The following is a 15,676-nucleotide window of genomic DNA, read 5'->3' as shown; positions in this document are numbered from 1 at the left end:
GCTCAAGACTCCCGCTTATCTTTTTTTATGCGCTCTTTGTCTTCATCTGCAAAGGGCAGGTTCGCAGCGTCATCGAATTTCTTTTTATTCCGACCGCTAAACGCCCACCAGACTACGCCGGCGAAACAAATAAAAACAACAATTGTAAAAATAGTGCCAATTAAACCCTGATTCATATTATTTCAGATGTGTTCCCAGTGATTGCAGATAGGCCACAAGCGCTTCCATTTCTGTTTTTCCCTGAACGGCTTTTTTAGCACCAGCAATATCTTCATCGGTGTAGGGTACGCCGAAATCTCTGAATATTTCCATTTTTGCTGCGGTATCTTCACCGCTTAATGTATTTTCAAGCAACCATGGAAAACCCGGCATGTTGGACTCGGGAACCACGTCCCGTGGGTTTCTCAGATGTGCAATATGCCATGCATCGCTGTAACGACCACCCACTCGGGCTAAGTCTGGTCCGGTCCGTTTAGACCCCCACAAAAAGGGATGTTCCCAAACTGACTCACCGGCAACACTATAGTGACCATACCGCTCGGTCTCAGCGCGGAAAGGGCGAATCATTTGTGAATGGCAGCCTACACAGCCTTCACGGATATAGATGTCGCGTCCCTCGAGTTGCAGAGCAGTGTAGGGCGTCAACCCTTCCACCGGCTCCATAACTTGCTGCTGAAACATCAAGGGTGTAATTTGCACCATAGCGCCAAAGCTAATAGCTACCAGAATGAGAATCGTGAGCAGCCCAACATTTTTTTCAACAATTTCGTGTAAATTTCTTTTCACCTGACAACTCCTTCTTATGCTGGCTGCGTGGCCGGGTCAGCGGCGATACTACCTTTAGGTGCCCGAATTGTCCGGTAAGCATTATAGGCCATTACCAGCATTCCGACGACGACAAAACAGCCCCCGATAAAGCGCACAACATAATAAGGCTTAGAAGCTTCCAGCGACTCTACGAAGCTGTAAGTCAGGGTGCCGTCAGCGTTTACTGCGCGCCACATCAACCCTTGTAATACCCCCGAGAACCACATCGCTACGATATATAGGACGACGCCAATAGTAGCCAGCCAGAAATGCACATTAACCAGACGAGTACTGTACATAGCGCGCTGTCCGAACAGATGTGGGATAAGATGATAAACCGAACCGATAGACACCATGGCTACCCAGCCTAATGCTCCGGAATGAACATGTCCGATGGTCCAGTCGGTGTAGTGTGATAACGCATTTACCGTCTTGATTGCCATCATCGGACCTTCAAATGTCGACATACCGTAGAAGGTCAGAGACACCACCAAAAAGCGTAGTACAGGATCGGTTCTGAGTTTATGCCAGGCTCCCGACAATGTCATGATGCCGTTTATCATGCCGCCCCAAGAGGGTACAAAAAGAATGATTGACATCACCATACCTAACGATTGGGTCCAGTCAGGTAGGGCAGTGTAGTGCAAATGGTGAGGGCCGGCCCAGATATAAAGGGATATAAGCGCCCAGAAGTGGATAATGGATAAGCGATATGAATAGACCGGGCGGCCGGCTTGCTTAGGCACAAAGTAATACATCATCCCCAGAAAACCTGCGGTCAGGAAAAAGCCTACAGCATTGTGTCCATACCACCATTGCATCATTGCGTCCACCGCGCCGGCATAGAGCGAGTAAGACTTTGTAAACGAGACTGGTATAGCCATACTGTTACCAATATGCAATACCAGCACCGTCAGGATAAATGCACCGTAAAACCAGTTGGCCACATAGATGTGAGAGACTTTACGGATGACGATAGTACCGAAAAAGTTGATCGTATAAGCGATCCAAACCAGTGCAATCAGAATATCAATAGGCCATTCAAGTTCAGCGTATTCTTTTGAAGACGTCATACCAAGTGGAAGCGTTATAATCGCAGCAACGATAACTGCTTGCCAGCCCCAAAATGTAAAGGCGGCGAGCTTGTCTGAAAAAACGCGTACCTGAGAGGTTCGCTGAACCACGTAATAGGATGTGGCAAACAAGGCACTGCCCCCGAACGCAAAAATCACCGCATTAGTATGCAGTGGACGCAAACGGGAAAAGGTTAGCCAGGGAACGTCAAAATTTAGTGCAGGAGCAAACAATTGGGCAGCAATAAAGACACCCAGCCCCATACCTATGATTCCCCAAATGATGGTCATGATAGTGAACTGACGAACAACCTTATAGTTGTAAGTCGGTTGTGCTTGGCTTATCTCACTCATTTTATTGAATCTTCCACTTCGATGTACACAGGCTCAGTTGTTGTGCAAGTTGTGCCCGGTTTGGTCAATTGCACCGCGATGATAATGTTTTTGGATACAAAAAGATAGCACATCATCGCCAGGATTGATTCATGTCAATAAATAAGCATACTAAATTAATAGCAAAGTAGTAATTACAGAAAGTTTATGAAAAAACAAAGTAGTTTGACAAAGTTAGCGATAATTTTCGGGGTTGCTGTTGTGGTTATAGCGGCAGTATGGCTCTACCTTTCATCACAAACCTCATCGACTAACAGCTGTACAATGGCAAATCAGCGTTGCGATTTAACAGTAGCGGCAGGTGATGTCCATATTACTTTTAACAATCCGCCCCGTGCCGAGGAACAAATCGGATTTGAATTACGGGTCCCTAAAGACGTTATTGTTGAGGATATTTTATTAGAGGGGGACGATATGTATATGGGAAAAGTGCCCGTGTTTATCAAAGCCAACGCGGGAAGAAAACTTGAAGGTTGGTTTATGCTGGGAAGTTGTAGTCAGCCAACTATGCGCTGGCGTATGGTGATATGGTTAGAGAACCGCAAAGACCCTCTAACCATTTTCTTCGATGCTCCAGCAGGCTGATTACATTTGCGTCTGCAGGTAGTTTGATAAACCCAGCATCTTGATTAGTTTTAACTGTTGTTCTAGCCAGTGTGCATGATCCATCTCTGTATCATCCAGAAGCTCTACCAGAATGCCCCGGGTAACAAAATCCCCTTCGCGTTCGCACACAGCGATAACCTCACGTAATTTGGCATCGACTTCATATTCCACGCGCAGATCACTTTCGAGCATAGAAGGAACATCCTCGCCAACTTGGAAACCAGTTCGCGTCTGCATATCAGGCGTACCTTCCAGAAACAGCATTCTTTCAATCAGCTTGGTAGCATGACCCCGCTCGTCATCAAACTCATGATCGATTCGCTCATAAAGCTTATTAAGTCCCCAGTCCAGATACATCTGAGAATGAATAAAATACTGATCCATTGCCGCAAGCTCATAGGCAAGCAGCTCGTTTAATGCTGATACTATTTGTGCATTGCCTTTCATTAGTCGTCTCCGTTAACCTGAGCCTGAAGATAATTTTCAAGACCCATAGCGTCTATTTGATACTCCTGAGTTTCCAGCCAATCCAGATGTTCTTCCTCATACTCAAGAATTGCTTCAAGAATATCCCGGCTGACGTAATCCTGTTTTTGTTCACATAAAGCAATACCATTCCTAATCAGTGGAAGTTGCTCCAGCTGAAATTTGGTATCGCAGGCAATCATTTCAACCGGTGTCTCACCGATATACAATTTGCCCAATGCCTGAAGATTGGGTAATCCCTCGAGAAACAGGATACGTTCAATCAGGTCATCCGCCTGTTTCATGTCCTTTATAGACTTTTTGTAATTGCGTTCGTTTAAGTTATGAATGCCCCAGTTTTTGAACATCCGGGCATGCAAAAAGTATTGGTTTATAGATGTCAGTTCACTGGTGAGAATCTCATTCAGTGATGCTATGACCTGCCGATCACCTTGCATGGAAAAATCCTTATAGAGAATGTGCCACAGAGTATAGTGCTCAGTCTGGAAAAAGTCAAAATTACTTTAAAAAACAATAGCATACAAATGTGAATGATTATCAACCTGTTCTTTGTTTCTATTTGGCCGGTACCACAATGTCCTGATTTGCATGAACATATGCGAGACTCTCCTCTGCAAAACCCAATCCAGCCTCTGTAAAAAAGTTAAAAACTTTATCTACGCCATTTTCCAGCAGATGATTAACCTCATCCTCATACCGGGCTATCGCAGCGACTTTCCCTTGGTAACCTGCATGTTTTAATTGGCGGGTGATATTAATTGCATCTTCAATGGAAGGAAGGGCCAGCAATACAAGTCTTGCATTAGAGATATCCAGATTGTCCCACAGATCGATATCTTCGCCATCTCCGCAGATAACATTCATGCCGTTGGCTTTTAAGCGCTGAATTTTTACTCTGTCAGCGTCCATTCCCACAACCCGACTATCAACCAATTTGCTTAGCGACTGAAATGCACCCATTCCGACCCGGCCCATGCCAATGACCATAAACTGGGCATCGTCTATACTTGGATAGATATCTCCTGGCAAGCGTTTGTTGCGCTCATAATAAGCGAGTTTTTCTTTGATTTTGATATACCGGCTGTGCGAATTCCGATACAGCAAACTGGTAATAACGAACGATATTGAAACACTCAATGCCAGTACCACCAGCCACTTATCGTCTAACAGCCCCAAGGAAACCGCCAGCGAGCCGACGATGAGTCCGAATTCACTGAAATTACTAAGGACCAGACTCGTTAGATAGCTGGTACGGGCGCGCAACCGCAGTAAGGTCATGATGCCAAAGAAAAGAAAAGCCTTCAGGGGCAGGAACAGACAGACTATCACTGCCATGGTCAGCATCGGTAAGTCGGGCAGGGCGGTTAACCCGATGGATAGAAAGAAGCCAATCAAAAAGAGGTCTTTAAACGCTAACAGTGATTTTGACAGTTCGGTGGCCTTAGAATGTCTGGACAGCAACATACCAATAAGCAACGCCCCCAAATCACCTTTGATACTTACCAGTTCAAAGACTTGATACGCCCCCAATGCCAGGATAAAGCCGGTTAAAGGTAACAATTCGCCGTGACCAGAACGATCGAGAATGCGGTTGAGTAATGGTAGCGCCGGAAAAACTAACAGTAACGCTAAAGCCCACACTGACGGAAGTTTGCCTGTAGCGGCGACCATAAAGACCACTGCAAATACGTCCTGCATAACCAGAACGCCAATTGCCAGCCGGCCATGCCGGGTCTTGCCTTCACCAGCTTCCTCCAAAATCTTAACCACACATACAGTACTGGAAAAACTCAGGGCAAAGGCAATTAGTGCAGCGCTTTGAAAATCTAGAGGGCCGGTGAGACTCGTTAGCAGTCCGGCGATACCATATAAAATACCTGCAACCACGCCCACCCAGATTAATGTATGGGAAATGCTGCCTGCCCATACCTCACGCCGGCTAAGATCTTTTACATTGAGTTTCAGGCCAATGGTAAACAGCATGATGGTTATACCAAGACTGGCGATATCCTGAAGTTCGTCAGAGGCAGTAAAGCCCAGTGCGTTTAAGATAAATCCTGCAGCCAGATAACCCACCAGGGGGGGAATACCTGCAAGTTTAACTGTCAGTCCGCAGATAAATGCAAACAGAAGAAATATATAATCCATAACGAAGAAAAATCCCTACTACTCGGGTATAGCGTTCTTAAAATGTCAGGCAGCCTGACGCTGTTTTTTTGCATTTAGAAAATGCTGGATACGTTGGTAGGTGCGGCCGGGAGCTTCTGCCATAGGCATATGGCCTACATCATGAAATATTTCCCAATCACAGTTTAGGCAGTGGACCCAATTATCTAATGCAGTAACATCCAACAGCCCGTCGCGGCCTCCCCAAATTACCAGTACGGGGGTGGTCGTACTGGCCAGTTCCTTTTCATCAATGTACCCAGACGAAACAAAGTCATCGAAAACCTGCTGATACTCGCTAACTCTGGCGATATGCTGATCGGCTAGCACATCTTTAACAATACCGGGAATATATGGGCCACTGGCCATCGCCATAGATAACAAACGATGATAACCCCGCCGCCTGGTGATGAAAAAAGGATTTTGCCCCTTATCCAGCATGATATCCAGCCGACTTTTTGTTTTAGAGGGCATACCGGCAGGGCACAACAAAATAGAAGAAGCGACCGCACTTGCCTGATGCTTTGCCATCCACGCAGCGACATACCCTCCCATAGAATTGCCAATTAATGTCGCTTTTTGGTAACCCATACGCCAGACAAGCGCTGTTAGTAACTTTCCGTGATCACTCACTTTATAGTGCCATTCCGGTGAAAACCCGGTGTGGCCGTGGCCTGGTAAATCCGGGATAACAATATGATATTCATCTTTAAACAGCGCAGCCAGTGAAAGCCAGATATTATTATCGCCGGCAAAACCATGTACCATCATAAGTAGAGGTTTGCGTTTATCCCGTGTGCCTTCGGTTTCCAGAACGCTCAAGCTTATTCCGTTTATCGAATACCGCCGTCGCACTAATCGCGCCTGTTGCATTGCGCGTTTTTGATAGGCGACCAGCAGAACTTCCCCGAGCCGGGGATAGGTGTACCAGTAAACAAAGCCAAGTAATATAATAAAGGCGAGTAAAATCCACATGCCTGATGGTGACCCTGATAAACGAATTTATAATACCATAAGCCTGCTTAAAAATATGATTTCTCAATAAAATCGATATTGAAACGCGACTTTTAAGATACTTCTTTTTACCATATGGCTGACATCGATGAAAGCTGACAACATGGAAATAGTAATTTGTAATGAGGGGCGCGAAACATTACCGCATCTCATAATGATCTCATACAAGATACATTTCATATTAGCTGTAAATTGTTAAACTAAGCGTTTATGAGAAACTCCATTCTTGTTTTTATCTTCACCACGCTCATTATCAATATCGCTTTAGGTTTTCTGTGGCCTCCTGCCTGGTGGTTTTTATTGCTAACCACTACCCTTACCATATTTGTCTTAAGAGACATTACCCAATCACGCCATTCGATTTTAAAAAATTTCCCCCTAGTGGGTCGGGTCCGTTGGACGGTGGAAGGATTACGTCCATATGTTCAGCAGTATTTGCTCGAGAGTGAGACCGAGGGCCGTCCCATCCACCGGATGTTCCGTGGCATCGTATATAAGCGGGCAAAAGATTCTCTGGATAGTATGCCATTCGGGACACAGATGGATACTTACGCTGATGGTTATGAGTGGATTGCGCACTCACTTTCAGCGATGGGAGTGAAAGAGATGGATGAGGATCCCAGAATATGGATCGGCGGTTCAGCCTGTGAGCAACCCTACCTGGCCAGCGTTCTGAATATCTCGGCTATGAGCTTTGGCAGTCTTAGTAGCAACGCCATAACGGCGTTGAATCGAGGTGCGGCTAAGGGGAAGTTTTATCATAATACAGGCGAGGGCGGTCTTACCCCTTATCATCTCGATAATGGTGGCGACATAGTATGGCAAATTGGGACTGGTTACTTTGGCTGTCGGAATAAAGACGGCTCTTTCAATGAATTAGAATTCGAGGAAAAAGCCCGACACCCACGGGTCAAAATGATAGAAATAAAGTTAAGCCAGGGCGCCAAGCCTGGTCACGGCGGTATCCTGCCGGCAGACAAAAACAGTGAGGAAATTGCCCGGATTCGCGGGGTAGAGCCACATACTCAAGTAGATTCACCGCCTCGGCGTACTGCGTTCGGTACACCATTAGAATTGATGGATTTTATTCAGAAATTAAGAACGCTAAGTAACGGTAAACCTATTGGTTTTAAACTGGCGCTGGGCCGGAAAAGTGAATTTATTGCCATCTGTAAAGCCATGAAGAAAACCGGAATAAAGCCAGACTTCATCACTGTGGATGGCGGCGAAGGAGGGACCGGCGCCGCCCCTCTAGAATATACCAACTCGGTAGGTTTTCCATTGCGCGAAGCGCTGGCTTTTGTCGATGATGTTCTTATTGGTTTTGATTTACGACATGAAATTCGGCTTATAGCATCAGGGAAAGTATTTACTGCGTTTCACCTTGTGCAAAACCTCAGCTTAGGCGCCGATATTTGCAACAGTGCTCGCGGCATGATGTTGGCACTGGGGTGCGTTCAATCTTTATCCTGTAATACAAACCGCTGCCCAACGGGAGTAGCAACCCAGGATCCCAGACTTGCTAAAGGCCTTGATCTGGCTGATAAATCTGTGCGAGTGTTCCAGTATCATAAAAAGACCGTTCACGCTCTAATGGATATGCTGTCATCTACCGGCCATCAGTCAATTACGGACCTTAACCGAACTCATATTTTCAGGCGCGTTAATCAACAAAGTGTAAAACGCTATGATGAAATATTCCCTTTAGTTAAACGGGGCAGTTTGTTAACAGAAAATGAGAAACAATTGCCTGAAGCGTTCAAACTGCACGTTATAGAAGCAAGCGCACAAAGCTTTATGCCAGCCAGCCTCCTGGCTGATATTGACCATGAAACAAAGTCTGTTTGCTGACATAGGGGGGGATCATGAGCGGTTACACAAGTATTCTGGTAGCAGTGGATGTCTTCAACGATGTCAATGCAGTGATCGACCGGGCCCTTCGCGTTTGCAGCCAGGATACTAAGATACACGTGGCTTATGTGGTTCAGCCCCAACATAGTATTGCCCCGTACGGTGGTTATCTTGAAAGAGACTTTTCTGAAGAGGTAAGGGTGCAGGCGGAGAAAAAGCTTATTCAGATCGCCCAATCACTACCAGCGAAAAACACCACGATTCACACTGCAGTGGGTAGTGTAGCCGATGAACTTCACTGCCTTGCCAAGGCATGTTCGGCCGACTTAGTTATTTTAGGTGCTCACAGTAGCTCTGGTGTATTCAGGTTACTAGGCTCTGTGGCTAATGCTGTTATTCAGCGTAGCGAAATAGACGTGCTTACGGTGAAGATGCATTGAAACGCCCACTGTTGAGCAGATTTCATTCCTCTGTCATAGTTGTCATGCAAATTGGCGATAAAAACAACAGGTAATGCCGCGCTAATGAAAACAAAAAGCACCGGATTTGTAAGGCTATATTTCGCTACTCTCTACTCATTCAAAGGATTGAAGGCGGCTTTTGCCAGTGAAGCTGCTATCAGACAAGAGTTAGCAGCAACGGCACTGCTTATCCCCATCACGTTTTGGCTGGAAGTCACCCTGGTAGAACGGCTATTAATGATACAGTCTTTATTTATAATCATTATTGCTGAGCTTCTAAATTCAGCGGTCGAAGCATTAGCTGACAGAGTCAGCGCAGAAGTCCATGTGCTGATTGCAAAGGCGAAAGATATCGGTTCGGCGGCTGTTTTTGTTAGTCTGATATTGGCAGGGGCAATATGGGGCACGATATTACTTACCTGAACGGCCCCTGCTCAACACTTTTAAAAAGAAGAAACCTTAGTGCCTTCAGGCAGTCGCTCATTGAGCATCTCTGTGACTGTGCTGGAGATGAGTTTTAGGTGGGATGAATGGACTTGTTTTTCAATCGGCTCTTCAAAACTTACATTAGAAAATACCATATCTTCACCGCTGGAAGTAACTTTGACCGTGAGGTGATCATCTGTTCCTGCAATAGGGACTCTGATGCATAACGGCTCATTATGCGACTCTACATATTCTTGTGCTTCATCTGTACTTGCAAAAGCCCGTTTTTTTTCCGGATGAAGCTTCCAGTTGGACGACTGGTCTATTACCTGAATAAGTGTCTTAGCATGATGTTCGCTGATCTGATTGCTCATTTAAAACTCCTTTTGAGTGACGATGTCATTCCTACGCAAAGGCGTGGTAAACAGTTTTTGTTTACCACGAAAAAGCACAGCTTTCGCTGTGCTGTTACTCGTTGGGCATGCGTTTAAACAGAACCTTTACACGTCACAGTTGATACAACGGAATATCATTGGCTGAAATCAATCCCTGCTTAAGTCTGATAGTCGCCTGGAACTGATCCTCTTCTTCGGTCAACAAACCTTGTTCCAGATACTGCTCGATAACCGGCATTGCCATGGGAAATGCCTGATTAATGGATTTTCCAATATACAGATTTAGTGAACCAGTCATTTTCTGCAAGACTGATGCGCTTTGAATAGCCGACGCGTCATAGGGAGCTAATGTAAAGTTCCCTTCACTTTTAAATGGCGCATCTGCAATATCAAAACGGAATGATTCAACAGCAATGTTATGAGATGACTGACCAAGCTCTGCCAATACTTTATCAGTTTGCGCTGAAGAGCTATCGTCACTGGTTTGATTCATAAAGCGCAGCGTTTGACTGCTGATATTGTCAAGACTAACGTTTAAAGCAAAATTCTCAATAGCATTCGTCTGGTTTTGAGCACTAACCCGGTCAATAAATAATGCGTACGCCGCTTCGAATGTATCACTGTCTTCCTGTTCAATTTCGGTAATCGATCGGATATTTTCAATATGATAGTTGGCATTGTAAGTGGCCGAGGTAATATTCAAACTTTCCACCGTCAGCTCCGTTTCGCTGGCATAGACATTCTCAGCAATGCGCGTCATCTCGCTATTGACGTACATATTCTGCAAATTAATAGCAGTCCCACTGGAAGACCCTGATAAATTCATTCCTTTCCACTTCAGCTGAAATTCTGCACTGCTCATCGATAAGTCACCGTCATAGAATAACGTCAGCGGGGAAATGGTTAATGTACCGTCATTTTCCTCAACCGAAAACTCATCAAAAGAAAGTGTTGCACTTGTGCTGTTAAACAGCACATTTACTGAAAAGTTGGCTTCATGGCCTACTGAGCCTATGGTCGATAGCAGTTCGCTATCAGAGCTAACCTGAGAATCACAGACAACATAAAAAGGATAAAACGCGCAATCGCTATTTAGCGTGAACGAAAGAGGGGCTGAATCTGCAAGATTATACTGACTCAGATAGGTATCGGTAAGGGTAACACTCAACGTGTTCCTGGCCCCGAATAAACTATTATCAATATTTTCCTTGTTAATTAATATGCCCTGGGGGCGATAAGTCTGCTTGGCAATCGCTATCTGATCATTGAGTGAGGATTCAAAACGCGACTGCGTAAAAATTTGACCGCCTGCCGCTACCACACTAAGCCCCGCAAGAACGAGCACTGTTTTTTTATTCATTACCTGACTAACTCCCTGGTATTTCCTCCCTGTGGCAGTATTTTATTTTCACACCGCCTTAGGTCCATTAATTTATAGGGTTAGTTTACCGAAGAAGTTCGGGGTTTACAGGTTCAAATGCCTCAAAGGCGGGTTTTCCGAAAAAATAACCTTGTTGCTTGGTTACGCCTAACTCGTAGAGATAATCTCTTTCTTCTTTTGTTTCAACGCCTTCTGCAAGAATAGTAATATCCATCTGTTCAGCCATATGCTTGATAGTAGATAAGATAATTTGCTTCTTGCGATGTTCGTTGATGCCTCTGATCAGGGACATGTCTATCTTGATTTTATCCGGTGACAGCTCGGCCAGCCAATCAAGATTAGCGTATCCTGAGCCAAAATCATCGATAGCGGTAGAAAATCCAATCTTCTGATAGTAGTTGATAACCTCTTTAAGATGATTGATATCACTGACGTGGTCTGTCTCAACCAGTTCAAACGTAATATTTTGTGGCGGGAAACCATAGTTTTCTGCAGCAATCAGGGTGGTGCGGATACATATATGTGGCCTGTACACAGCGCCAGGTAAGAAGTTGATATTCAAATTTGTGTCAGGCTTTTTCTCAGCAGCCAGTGCAATGGCCTTAACCCTGCAGGTTTGATCAAATTTGTAAATGTTTTCAGCGTTAACCTTACTTATAATTGTCCCGGCTGGCGCATTATCGAGTCCTCTAACCAGCGCTTCATAGCTGAAAACCTTGCCTGCATCTAAGTCAACCAGCGGCTGAAACGCCATGGTGAAATCAAAATCAAGCATCTTGCCATTCCGACAACCAGTACAAGATAATTCGCGGGCATTTTCTTCAACCACAAAAATAGGGAGGTTTTTAGCCGAGACATTTTCGAACTTCATAAATACACTGTTACAACTCTGAACTACAGGTCCTGTAAGTTTGCAACAAAAATGTATTATTGCAAGTGCTCAGATGAAAATTAATGATCATGTTTAACAACATCTTCGATTGCTTTATCGTCACGGTCATCAGCTCTGTGCTGACTTGCAGGTATAATACTCAGCTCGCCGTTGGGTTCCAAAATAACGGCACTCACGTCATTCTCATCGATTAACCCCTGACTTCGGATCCCTGTGCGCACCTCATCTTTGGTAACACGCTCACGTTGTAGCGTTTGCTCAACATATTCTCCACTAAAATAAAGCAGAGCAGGGGACTTCTTCATTGTTTTACGTGACGTCAGAAAATAGACGGAGAGTTTATTGAAAGAAAATTGCAGTGCAAGTAGCAGGAAAAGCGCCAGAAAAAGCTCCAGAACAACCACTTTTTTAAATAATACCGATGAGCCGAGCATTGAACCCATGGCCACTGTCACTATCCAGTCAAAATTGTTCATTTTGGCACTGGCCCGCTTTCCGAACACAGAAACCATACCGACACATAACATATAAATAAGCACGGTGCTTATTGCCACTCGCGCCAGTTCATCCCAGTTTTGAAAAAAAATCATGTCTAGTTCGCAACAAAAACGTTTCTTTCCCTTACGTAGCAACTTATTCCGTAGATTAAACTGAGTTAACGTTTTATCGTCGCGGCTTGTTTTTGTTCTTAATCAGTTTAGCCATTCCACCCTTGCTTACCGATGCCTGCTGACCATAATGACCAGGCATTTCCGGTGAACGCCAGCCGCCTGCAAGTTGCATCTCTGGAAGTGTTGCACCGTGCTCAGCCAGTGACACAGCCGCGCCAACCCGACCACTGTGTGGGGTAATATTTTCTTTTATCTGAGCATGTCCGGCGATACGCTTCCATATACGATAGATGCTGGAGTATTCCAACTTATTGGCTTGTTTACCCTGGTTAGCCTCATCATAAGGAAGGAGTGCGTGTCCTTTGTTAGATAAGCGTCTGAACAGAATCCCTTTATTAATTCTTCTTGGATCATCCATAGAGCGCTCGCACTGATGTTGTTTGTCATAGTTTGCTTCATTAACATACTCATCAATCATGTCGAGTGTTGCCTGAGAAATGTAACGGTATTGCCCCTTACCTGACTGATCAGTTTTTGAGGTTAAAACGAGTAGGGCGTTATTGCGTTTATCGAGATCTTCAACACAAACACGGACAATCTCATCAGCCCGTAATAGGGCATCAAACATCAGATTCACCATCGCCAAATCCCGCATTTCCAAAAGTGTATCAGGAATAACACGATCATTAATTTGTTCCAGTAAATCCAATGTCAGCGGTACCGCCTGATGTCGGCTAAACTGATATTTTTCATTCTCAGCCAGTGACAGCCGGACAAAATCTTTCAAATAGACAGACTGAATGATGGGGTTGGGGAGCTTGGCGATACGTAAAAATTTGCTTAACGCACTGAGCCGGCGTTTTATCGTTCGGTAAGCTAGCGGTGATTCGCACAGCATCTCTACATAACGTTTTACACAGTTTTCGTTGTTCTCAAACGAAACGGTAAATCCCGGTAAGCCAGACTGCTTACAAAAAATTACAAACTCATTGAAGTCACTGATGTAGGCACGCTGAGTGTTTTTGGGCAAACGAGTGAATATTTCGTTGAAATACTGATTTACGGCATGACGATACTCACTGGTAAAGGACGCAGCATTGGCAATTGGGAGTTTCATAATAAAGTAATGATTTATAAGGAAAATAATTCTATCACGCATGATAACTGGAATTATCATGCGTGATAGATCTCAAATTGATCGTCAAGTATAAATGAATCTCATAAATGTGTATATATATACACTGGTTTATGTTTTTTTAATTATCTGAAATTTATTGATACGTTTAAAATGCCGCAGAAATAAAGGGCTGCAAGCGTATATGCAAGATATTACTTTGGCGCATTAAAGGTGCTTGGCATCGTATGGCTATCGTTGCACTAACATTAAGACAATGTGCCTTACTTAGTACCGAATGATGTTAAGGAACATTCGACACCTCCAATACATTCGCGATTTATTGTTAACCGGCCTGTGATTCAGATAACTGCGCTACAAACATTTAGCTTGTCTTCACGCACAGGATTAAGGCGACCGTGCGTTCAATCTGAGAGAAATTCACGGCAATACACGCATTCGATTTTTCTGTACACGAGTTGCTGATAACTCAAAAATTTACTTATTAAATCAGGTGAGAAGCCTGTGGGCTAGATAGCGAAGTCTCTAAAGAAGAATTAAAGGATGGAGCGATAAAGGCAATAACTCACTAAATCGCTAATGTCGCCAGGCCAAGCAACGAATTATTTTTGATAAAAGCTGCGTTTTAAGCGCTTGAATCAATAGTGATGACTAAAAGTAAAATGAGAGTTGTGACAACCTTGCTATGACAAAGCCAGTAAAGTGCTATACCAAATTATTACATGAGCTGTCGGGCGCAGTGTCCACAGTGCCTTACCAGATAGCTATATACATTATAATACTCTATTTAACATAATATACATTATGCGCAGTTAAGTATTATGCGCAGTTAAGTATTATGCGTTATGGGTGTTTGGGTCTGCTATTGCGTGACGCGTCTGCTTCAGTCCGTCGCGGCGAGCCCTCACGGCATGCCGCGTCGTTCTTCGCATTCGCTATCACTGTTTAATAATGAAGATCCCGATGTTGGTAATGCGCACCTTCCAAGGCGACGGCACAATTTCACCTGAGCTTTTCAGCACAATCCCTCCACCGATTGCGCGCCGAGGTTTTGTCCTCGATGCTGGCGATGTCTTTTACCCAGGTTGGCATCAACCACCAACAACGTTCATTTCTGGCCGGCTCAGATAAACCGCCACAGCCCATAATTCGACAGCCTTTTGGGAATGCATCGACATCGTCTTTGGACAGATATTTAGCCAGATAAGCGACTGGCCGTTTAACCCATTCAATACGAGTCATGCCATGTGGCCACCAACCTTGCTTGTCCGGTTTTGGCAACGTGATACCAATCGGTAGCCAAAGCACTAGAAGATAATCTGGGAATGAAATGAGAGATTTGAACTTTATTGAGAACATCGCCGCTTTTAAGTAGCTCAGCAACCCAGACATATCGGACTTCGATTTTTATCGGTCTGCCGCTGAGTTGCTTTATTTCAGTGTTATGCTGGAAAATGCGCTGCAGTTGTTTTCTCCATCAAGTCATAAATTCTTCGAAGATTCCTTTAAAGGCAACGCCTACAAAATCAGCTGTGCGATGGCTATTCTGATGACCTATGTGTTGGAGATCACTTTGCCTTAGTAAACGGCGGCAAATGCAAAAAACACCAATCGATCTTCATCGACCGGTGCTCAATCTATAACTTAATTGCCAACAATTTCATTTTTATTGTGATTCAAGATGTAAACTTCAATAAATGCGTAAAGTTGACACATGACCATAGCCGAGAGAAATGAATTTGTCGAAAATAGAAAGACATCCTGACTGTATGCATGAAAAAAAGCTTCAGCCAGCGCTCCTAAAATGGGTATGCACGCGATAGCTCTGAGACTGTAAGTAAATTTTTTTTTCATAATATCTAACTTAACTTACTATATTTATGGATGCGACCAATTATAGATTGCACCACCTAGTTAATAACCGAAATTGTTTAGCTCTCGTATGCCACTACCTATGGTATATCCAACGCCGTAGCCGA

General features: G+C 44.3%; 17 protein-coding genes. 4 read left to right on the top strand and 13 right to left on the bottom strand.

From position 1 onward, the window contains the following. Positions 1 to 2: 2 nt before the first annotated feature. Genes F458_RS0102445 through ccoN form a run of 3 tightly spaced genes read right to left on the bottom strand, consistent with a single transcriptional unit; the run spans position 3 to position 2,234 of the window. On the bottom strand, positions 3 to 176 hold the full coding sequence (locus F458_RS0102445; RefSeq protein ID WP_018981788.1) for a cbb3-type cytochrome oxidase subunit 3: 174 nt from the start codon (positions 174 to 176) through the stop codon (positions 3 to 5). A 1-nt stretch (position 177) separates the two neighbouring features. Further along, positions 178 to 786: a cytochrome-c oxidase, cbb3-type subunit II gene (gene ccoO / locus F458_RS0102440; RefSeq protein ID WP_018981787.1), complete on the bottom strand. Its 609-nt coding sequence runs from the start codon at positions 784 to 786 to the stop codon at positions 178 to 180. Between the two features lie 14 nt (positions 787 to 800). Then, positions 801 to 2,234, bottom strand: coding sequence for a cytochrome-c oxidase, cbb3-type subunit I (gene ccoN, locus F458_RS0102435; protein ID WP_018981786.1), 1,434 nt, complete (start codon positions 2,232 to 2,234; stop codon positions 801 to 803). 186 nt (positions 2,235 to 2,420) lie between these two features. Here ccoN and F458_RS0102430 point away from each other — a divergent pair, with 186 nt between their 5' ends. Further along, positions 2,421 to 2,858, top strand: a complete 438-nt coding sequence (locus tag F458_RS0102430) for a hypothetical protein (RefSeq protein ID WP_018981785.1) — start codon at positions 2,421 to 2,423, stop codon at positions 2,856 to 2,858. Here F458_RS0102430 and bfr (F458_RS0102425) read toward each other — a convergent pair whose 3' ends face one another. The 4 genes from bfr (F458_RS0102425) to F458_RS0102410 all read right to left on the bottom strand — a co-directional run bounded on the left by bfr (F458_RS0102425) (position 2,859) and on the right by F458_RS0102410 (position 6,506). Next, the gene (bfr, locus tag F458_RS0102425) at positions 2,859 to 3,326 is read right to left on the bottom strand and encodes a bacterioferritin (RefSeq protein WP_018981784.1); all 468 of its coding nucleotides are present in this window, start codon (positions 3,324 to 3,326) and stop codon (positions 2,859 to 2,861) included. Then, positions 3,326 to 3,802 carry a bacterioferritin gene (gene bfr / locus F458_RS0102420; protein WP_018981783.1) on the bottom strand — a complete coding sequence of 159 codons (477 nt, stop codon included), beginning with the start codon at positions 3,800 to 3,802 and terminating at the stop codon, positions 3,326 to 3,328. The genes bfr (F458_RS0102425) and bfr (F458_RS0102420) overlap by 1 nt, the downstream gene beginning before the upstream one ends. Before the next feature lie 118 nt (positions 3,803 to 3,920). Further along, positions 3,921 to 5,513 carry a cation:proton antiporter family protein gene (locus tag F458_RS0102415; protein ID WP_018981782.1) on the bottom strand — a complete coding sequence of 531 codons (1,593 nt, stop codon included), beginning with the start codon at positions 5,511 to 5,513 and terminating at the stop codon, positions 3,921 to 3,923. Positions 5,514 to 5,558: 45 nt separating this feature from the next. After that, the gene (locus tag F458_RS0102410) at positions 5,559 to 6,506 is read right to left on the bottom strand and encodes an alpha/beta fold hydrolase (protein WP_018981781.1); all 948 of its coding nucleotides are present in this window, start codon (positions 6,504 to 6,506) and stop codon (positions 5,559 to 5,561) included. Between the two features lie 249 nt (positions 6,507 to 6,755). Here F458_RS0102410 and F458_RS0102405 point away from each other — a divergent pair, with 249 nt between their 5' ends. The 3 genes from F458_RS0102405 (at position 6,756) to F458_RS0102395 (ending at position 9,280) form a co-directional block, all read left to right on the top strand. Beyond that, a complete protein-coding gene (locus F458_RS0102405) occupies positions 6,756 to 8,396 on the top strand; it encodes an FMN-binding glutamate synthase family protein (protein ID WP_018981780.1) in 1,641 nt (546 codons plus the stop codon). Between the two features lie 14 nt (positions 8,397 to 8,410). Then, the gene (locus F458_RS0102400; RefSeq protein ID WP_018981779.1) at positions 8,411 to 8,836 is read left to right on the top strand and encodes a universal stress protein; all 426 of its coding nucleotides are present in this window, start codon (positions 8,411 to 8,413) and stop codon (positions 8,834 to 8,836) included. Positions 8,837 to 8,920: 84 nt separating this feature from the next. Then, entirely contained in the window at positions 8,921 to 9,280 is a 360-nt protein-coding gene (locus F458_RS0102395) for a diacylglycerol kinase (RefSeq protein WP_018981778.1), read from the top strand. Between the two features lie 20 nt (positions 9,281 to 9,300). Here the strand turns inward: F458_RS0102395 and F458_RS18905 are convergent, their stop codons facing one another. The 6 genes from F458_RS18905 to F458_RS18895 form a co-directional block, all read right to left on the bottom strand. Then, a complete protein-coding gene (locus F458_RS18905) occupies positions 9,301 to 9,657 on the bottom strand; it encodes a hypothetical protein (RefSeq protein WP_018981777.1) in 357 nt (118 codons plus the stop codon). A 133-nt stretch (positions 9,658 to 9,790) separates the two neighbouring features. After that, a complete protein-coding gene (locus F458_RS0102385; protein ID WP_018981776.1) occupies positions 9,791 to 11,038 on the bottom strand; it encodes a DUF945 family protein in 1,248 nt (415 codons plus the stop codon). 85 nt (positions 11,039 to 11,123) lie between these two features. After that, the gene (locus F458_RS0102380; RefSeq protein ID WP_018981775.1) at positions 11,124 to 11,930 is read right to left on the bottom strand and encodes an EAL domain-containing protein; all 807 of its coding nucleotides are present in this window, start codon (positions 11,928 to 11,930) and stop codon (positions 11,124 to 11,126) included. 80 nt (positions 11,931 to 12,010) lie between these two features. Beyond that, entirely contained in the window at positions 12,011 to 12,541 is a 531-nt protein-coding gene (locus F458_RS18900; RefSeq protein ID WP_018981774.1) for a DUF421 domain-containing protein, read from the bottom strand. A 73-nt stretch (positions 12,542 to 12,614) separates the two neighbouring features. Further along, positions 12,615 to 13,679, bottom strand: a complete 1,065-nt coding sequence (locus tag F458_RS0102370; protein ID WP_040610064.1) for a tyrosine-type recombinase/integrase — start codon at positions 13,677 to 13,679, stop codon at positions 12,615 to 12,617. Positions 13,680 to 14,699: 1,020 nt separating this feature from the next. Further along, on the bottom strand, positions 14,700 to 15,089 hold the full coding sequence (locus F458_RS18895) for a rolling circle replication-associated protein (protein ID WP_026294434.1): 390 nt from the start codon (positions 15,087 to 15,089) through the stop codon (positions 14,700 to 14,702). Positions 15,090 to 15,676: the final 587 nt, after the last annotated feature.

The sequence above is a fragment of the Salinimonas chungwhensis DSM 16280 genome (assembly GCF_000378185.1).
Lineage (GTDB): Bacteria > Pseudomonadota > Gammaproteobacteria > Enterobacterales > Alteromonadaceae > Alteromonas > Alteromonas chungwhensis.
Note: the sequence above shows the minus strand (reverse complement) of the source record. Positions and strands in the feature narration are given on the sequence as shown.

Coding starts and splice junctions, on each gene's coding strand:
- ccoN (WP_018981786.1), bottom strand. CDS start 2,234: ATGAGTGAGATAAGCCAAGCACAACCGACTTACAACTATAAGGTTGTT.
- F458_RS18905 (WP_018981777.1), bottom strand. CDS start 9,657: ATGAGCAATCAGATCAGCGAACATCATGCTAAGACACTTATTCAGGTA.
- F458_RS0102395 (WP_018981778.1), top strand. CDS start 8,921: ATGAAAACAAAAAGCACCGGATTTGTAAGGCTATATTTCGCTACTCTC.
- F458_RS0102370 (WP_040610064.1), bottom strand. CDS start 13,679: ATGAAACTCCCAATTGCCAATGCTGCGTCCTTTACCAGTGAGTATCGT.
- F458_RS0102380 (WP_018981775.1), bottom strand. CDS start 11,930: ATGAAGTTCGAAAATGTCTCGGCTAAAAACCTCCCTATTTTTGTGGTT.
- F458_RS18895 (WP_026294434.1), bottom strand. CDS start 15,089: ATGTCTGGGTTGCTGAGCTACTTAAAAGCGGCGATGTTCTCAATAAAG.
- F458_RS0102415 (WP_018981782.1), bottom strand. CDS start 5,513: ATGGATTATATATTTCTTCTGTTTGCATTTATCTGCGGACTGACAGTT.
- F458_RS0102410 (WP_018981781.1), bottom strand. CDS start 6,506: ATGTGGATTTTACTCGCCTTTATTATATTACTTGGCTTTGTTTACTGG.
- F458_RS18900 (WP_018981774.1), bottom strand. CDS start 12,541: ATGATTTTTTTTCAAAACTGGGATGAACTGGCGCGAGTGGCAATAAGC.
- bfr (WP_018981783.1), bottom strand. CDS start 3,802: ATGCAAGGTGATCGGCAGGTCATAGCATCACTGAATGAGATTCTCACC.
- F458_RS0102430 (WP_018981785.1), top strand. CDS start 2,421: ATGAAAAAACAAAGTAGTTTGACAAAGTTAGCGATAATTTTCGGGGTT.
- bfr (WP_018981784.1), bottom strand. CDS start 3,326: ATGAAAGGCAATGCACAAATAGTATCAGCATTAAACGAGCTGCTTGCC.
- F458_RS0102400 (WP_018981779.1), top strand. CDS start 8,411: ATGAGCGGTTACACAAGTATTCTGGTAGCAGTGGATGTCTTCAACGAT.
- F458_RS0102445 (WP_018981788.1), bottom strand. CDS start 176: ATGAATCAGGGTTTAATTGGCACTATTTTTACAATTGTTGTTTTTATT.
- F458_RS0102405 (WP_018981780.1), top strand. CDS start 6,756: ATGAGAAACTCCATTCTTGTTTTTATCTTCACCACGCTCATTATCAAT.
- F458_RS0102385 (WP_018981776.1), bottom strand. CDS start 11,038: ATGAATAAAAAAACAGTGCTCGTTCTTGCGGGGCTTAGTGTGGTAGCG.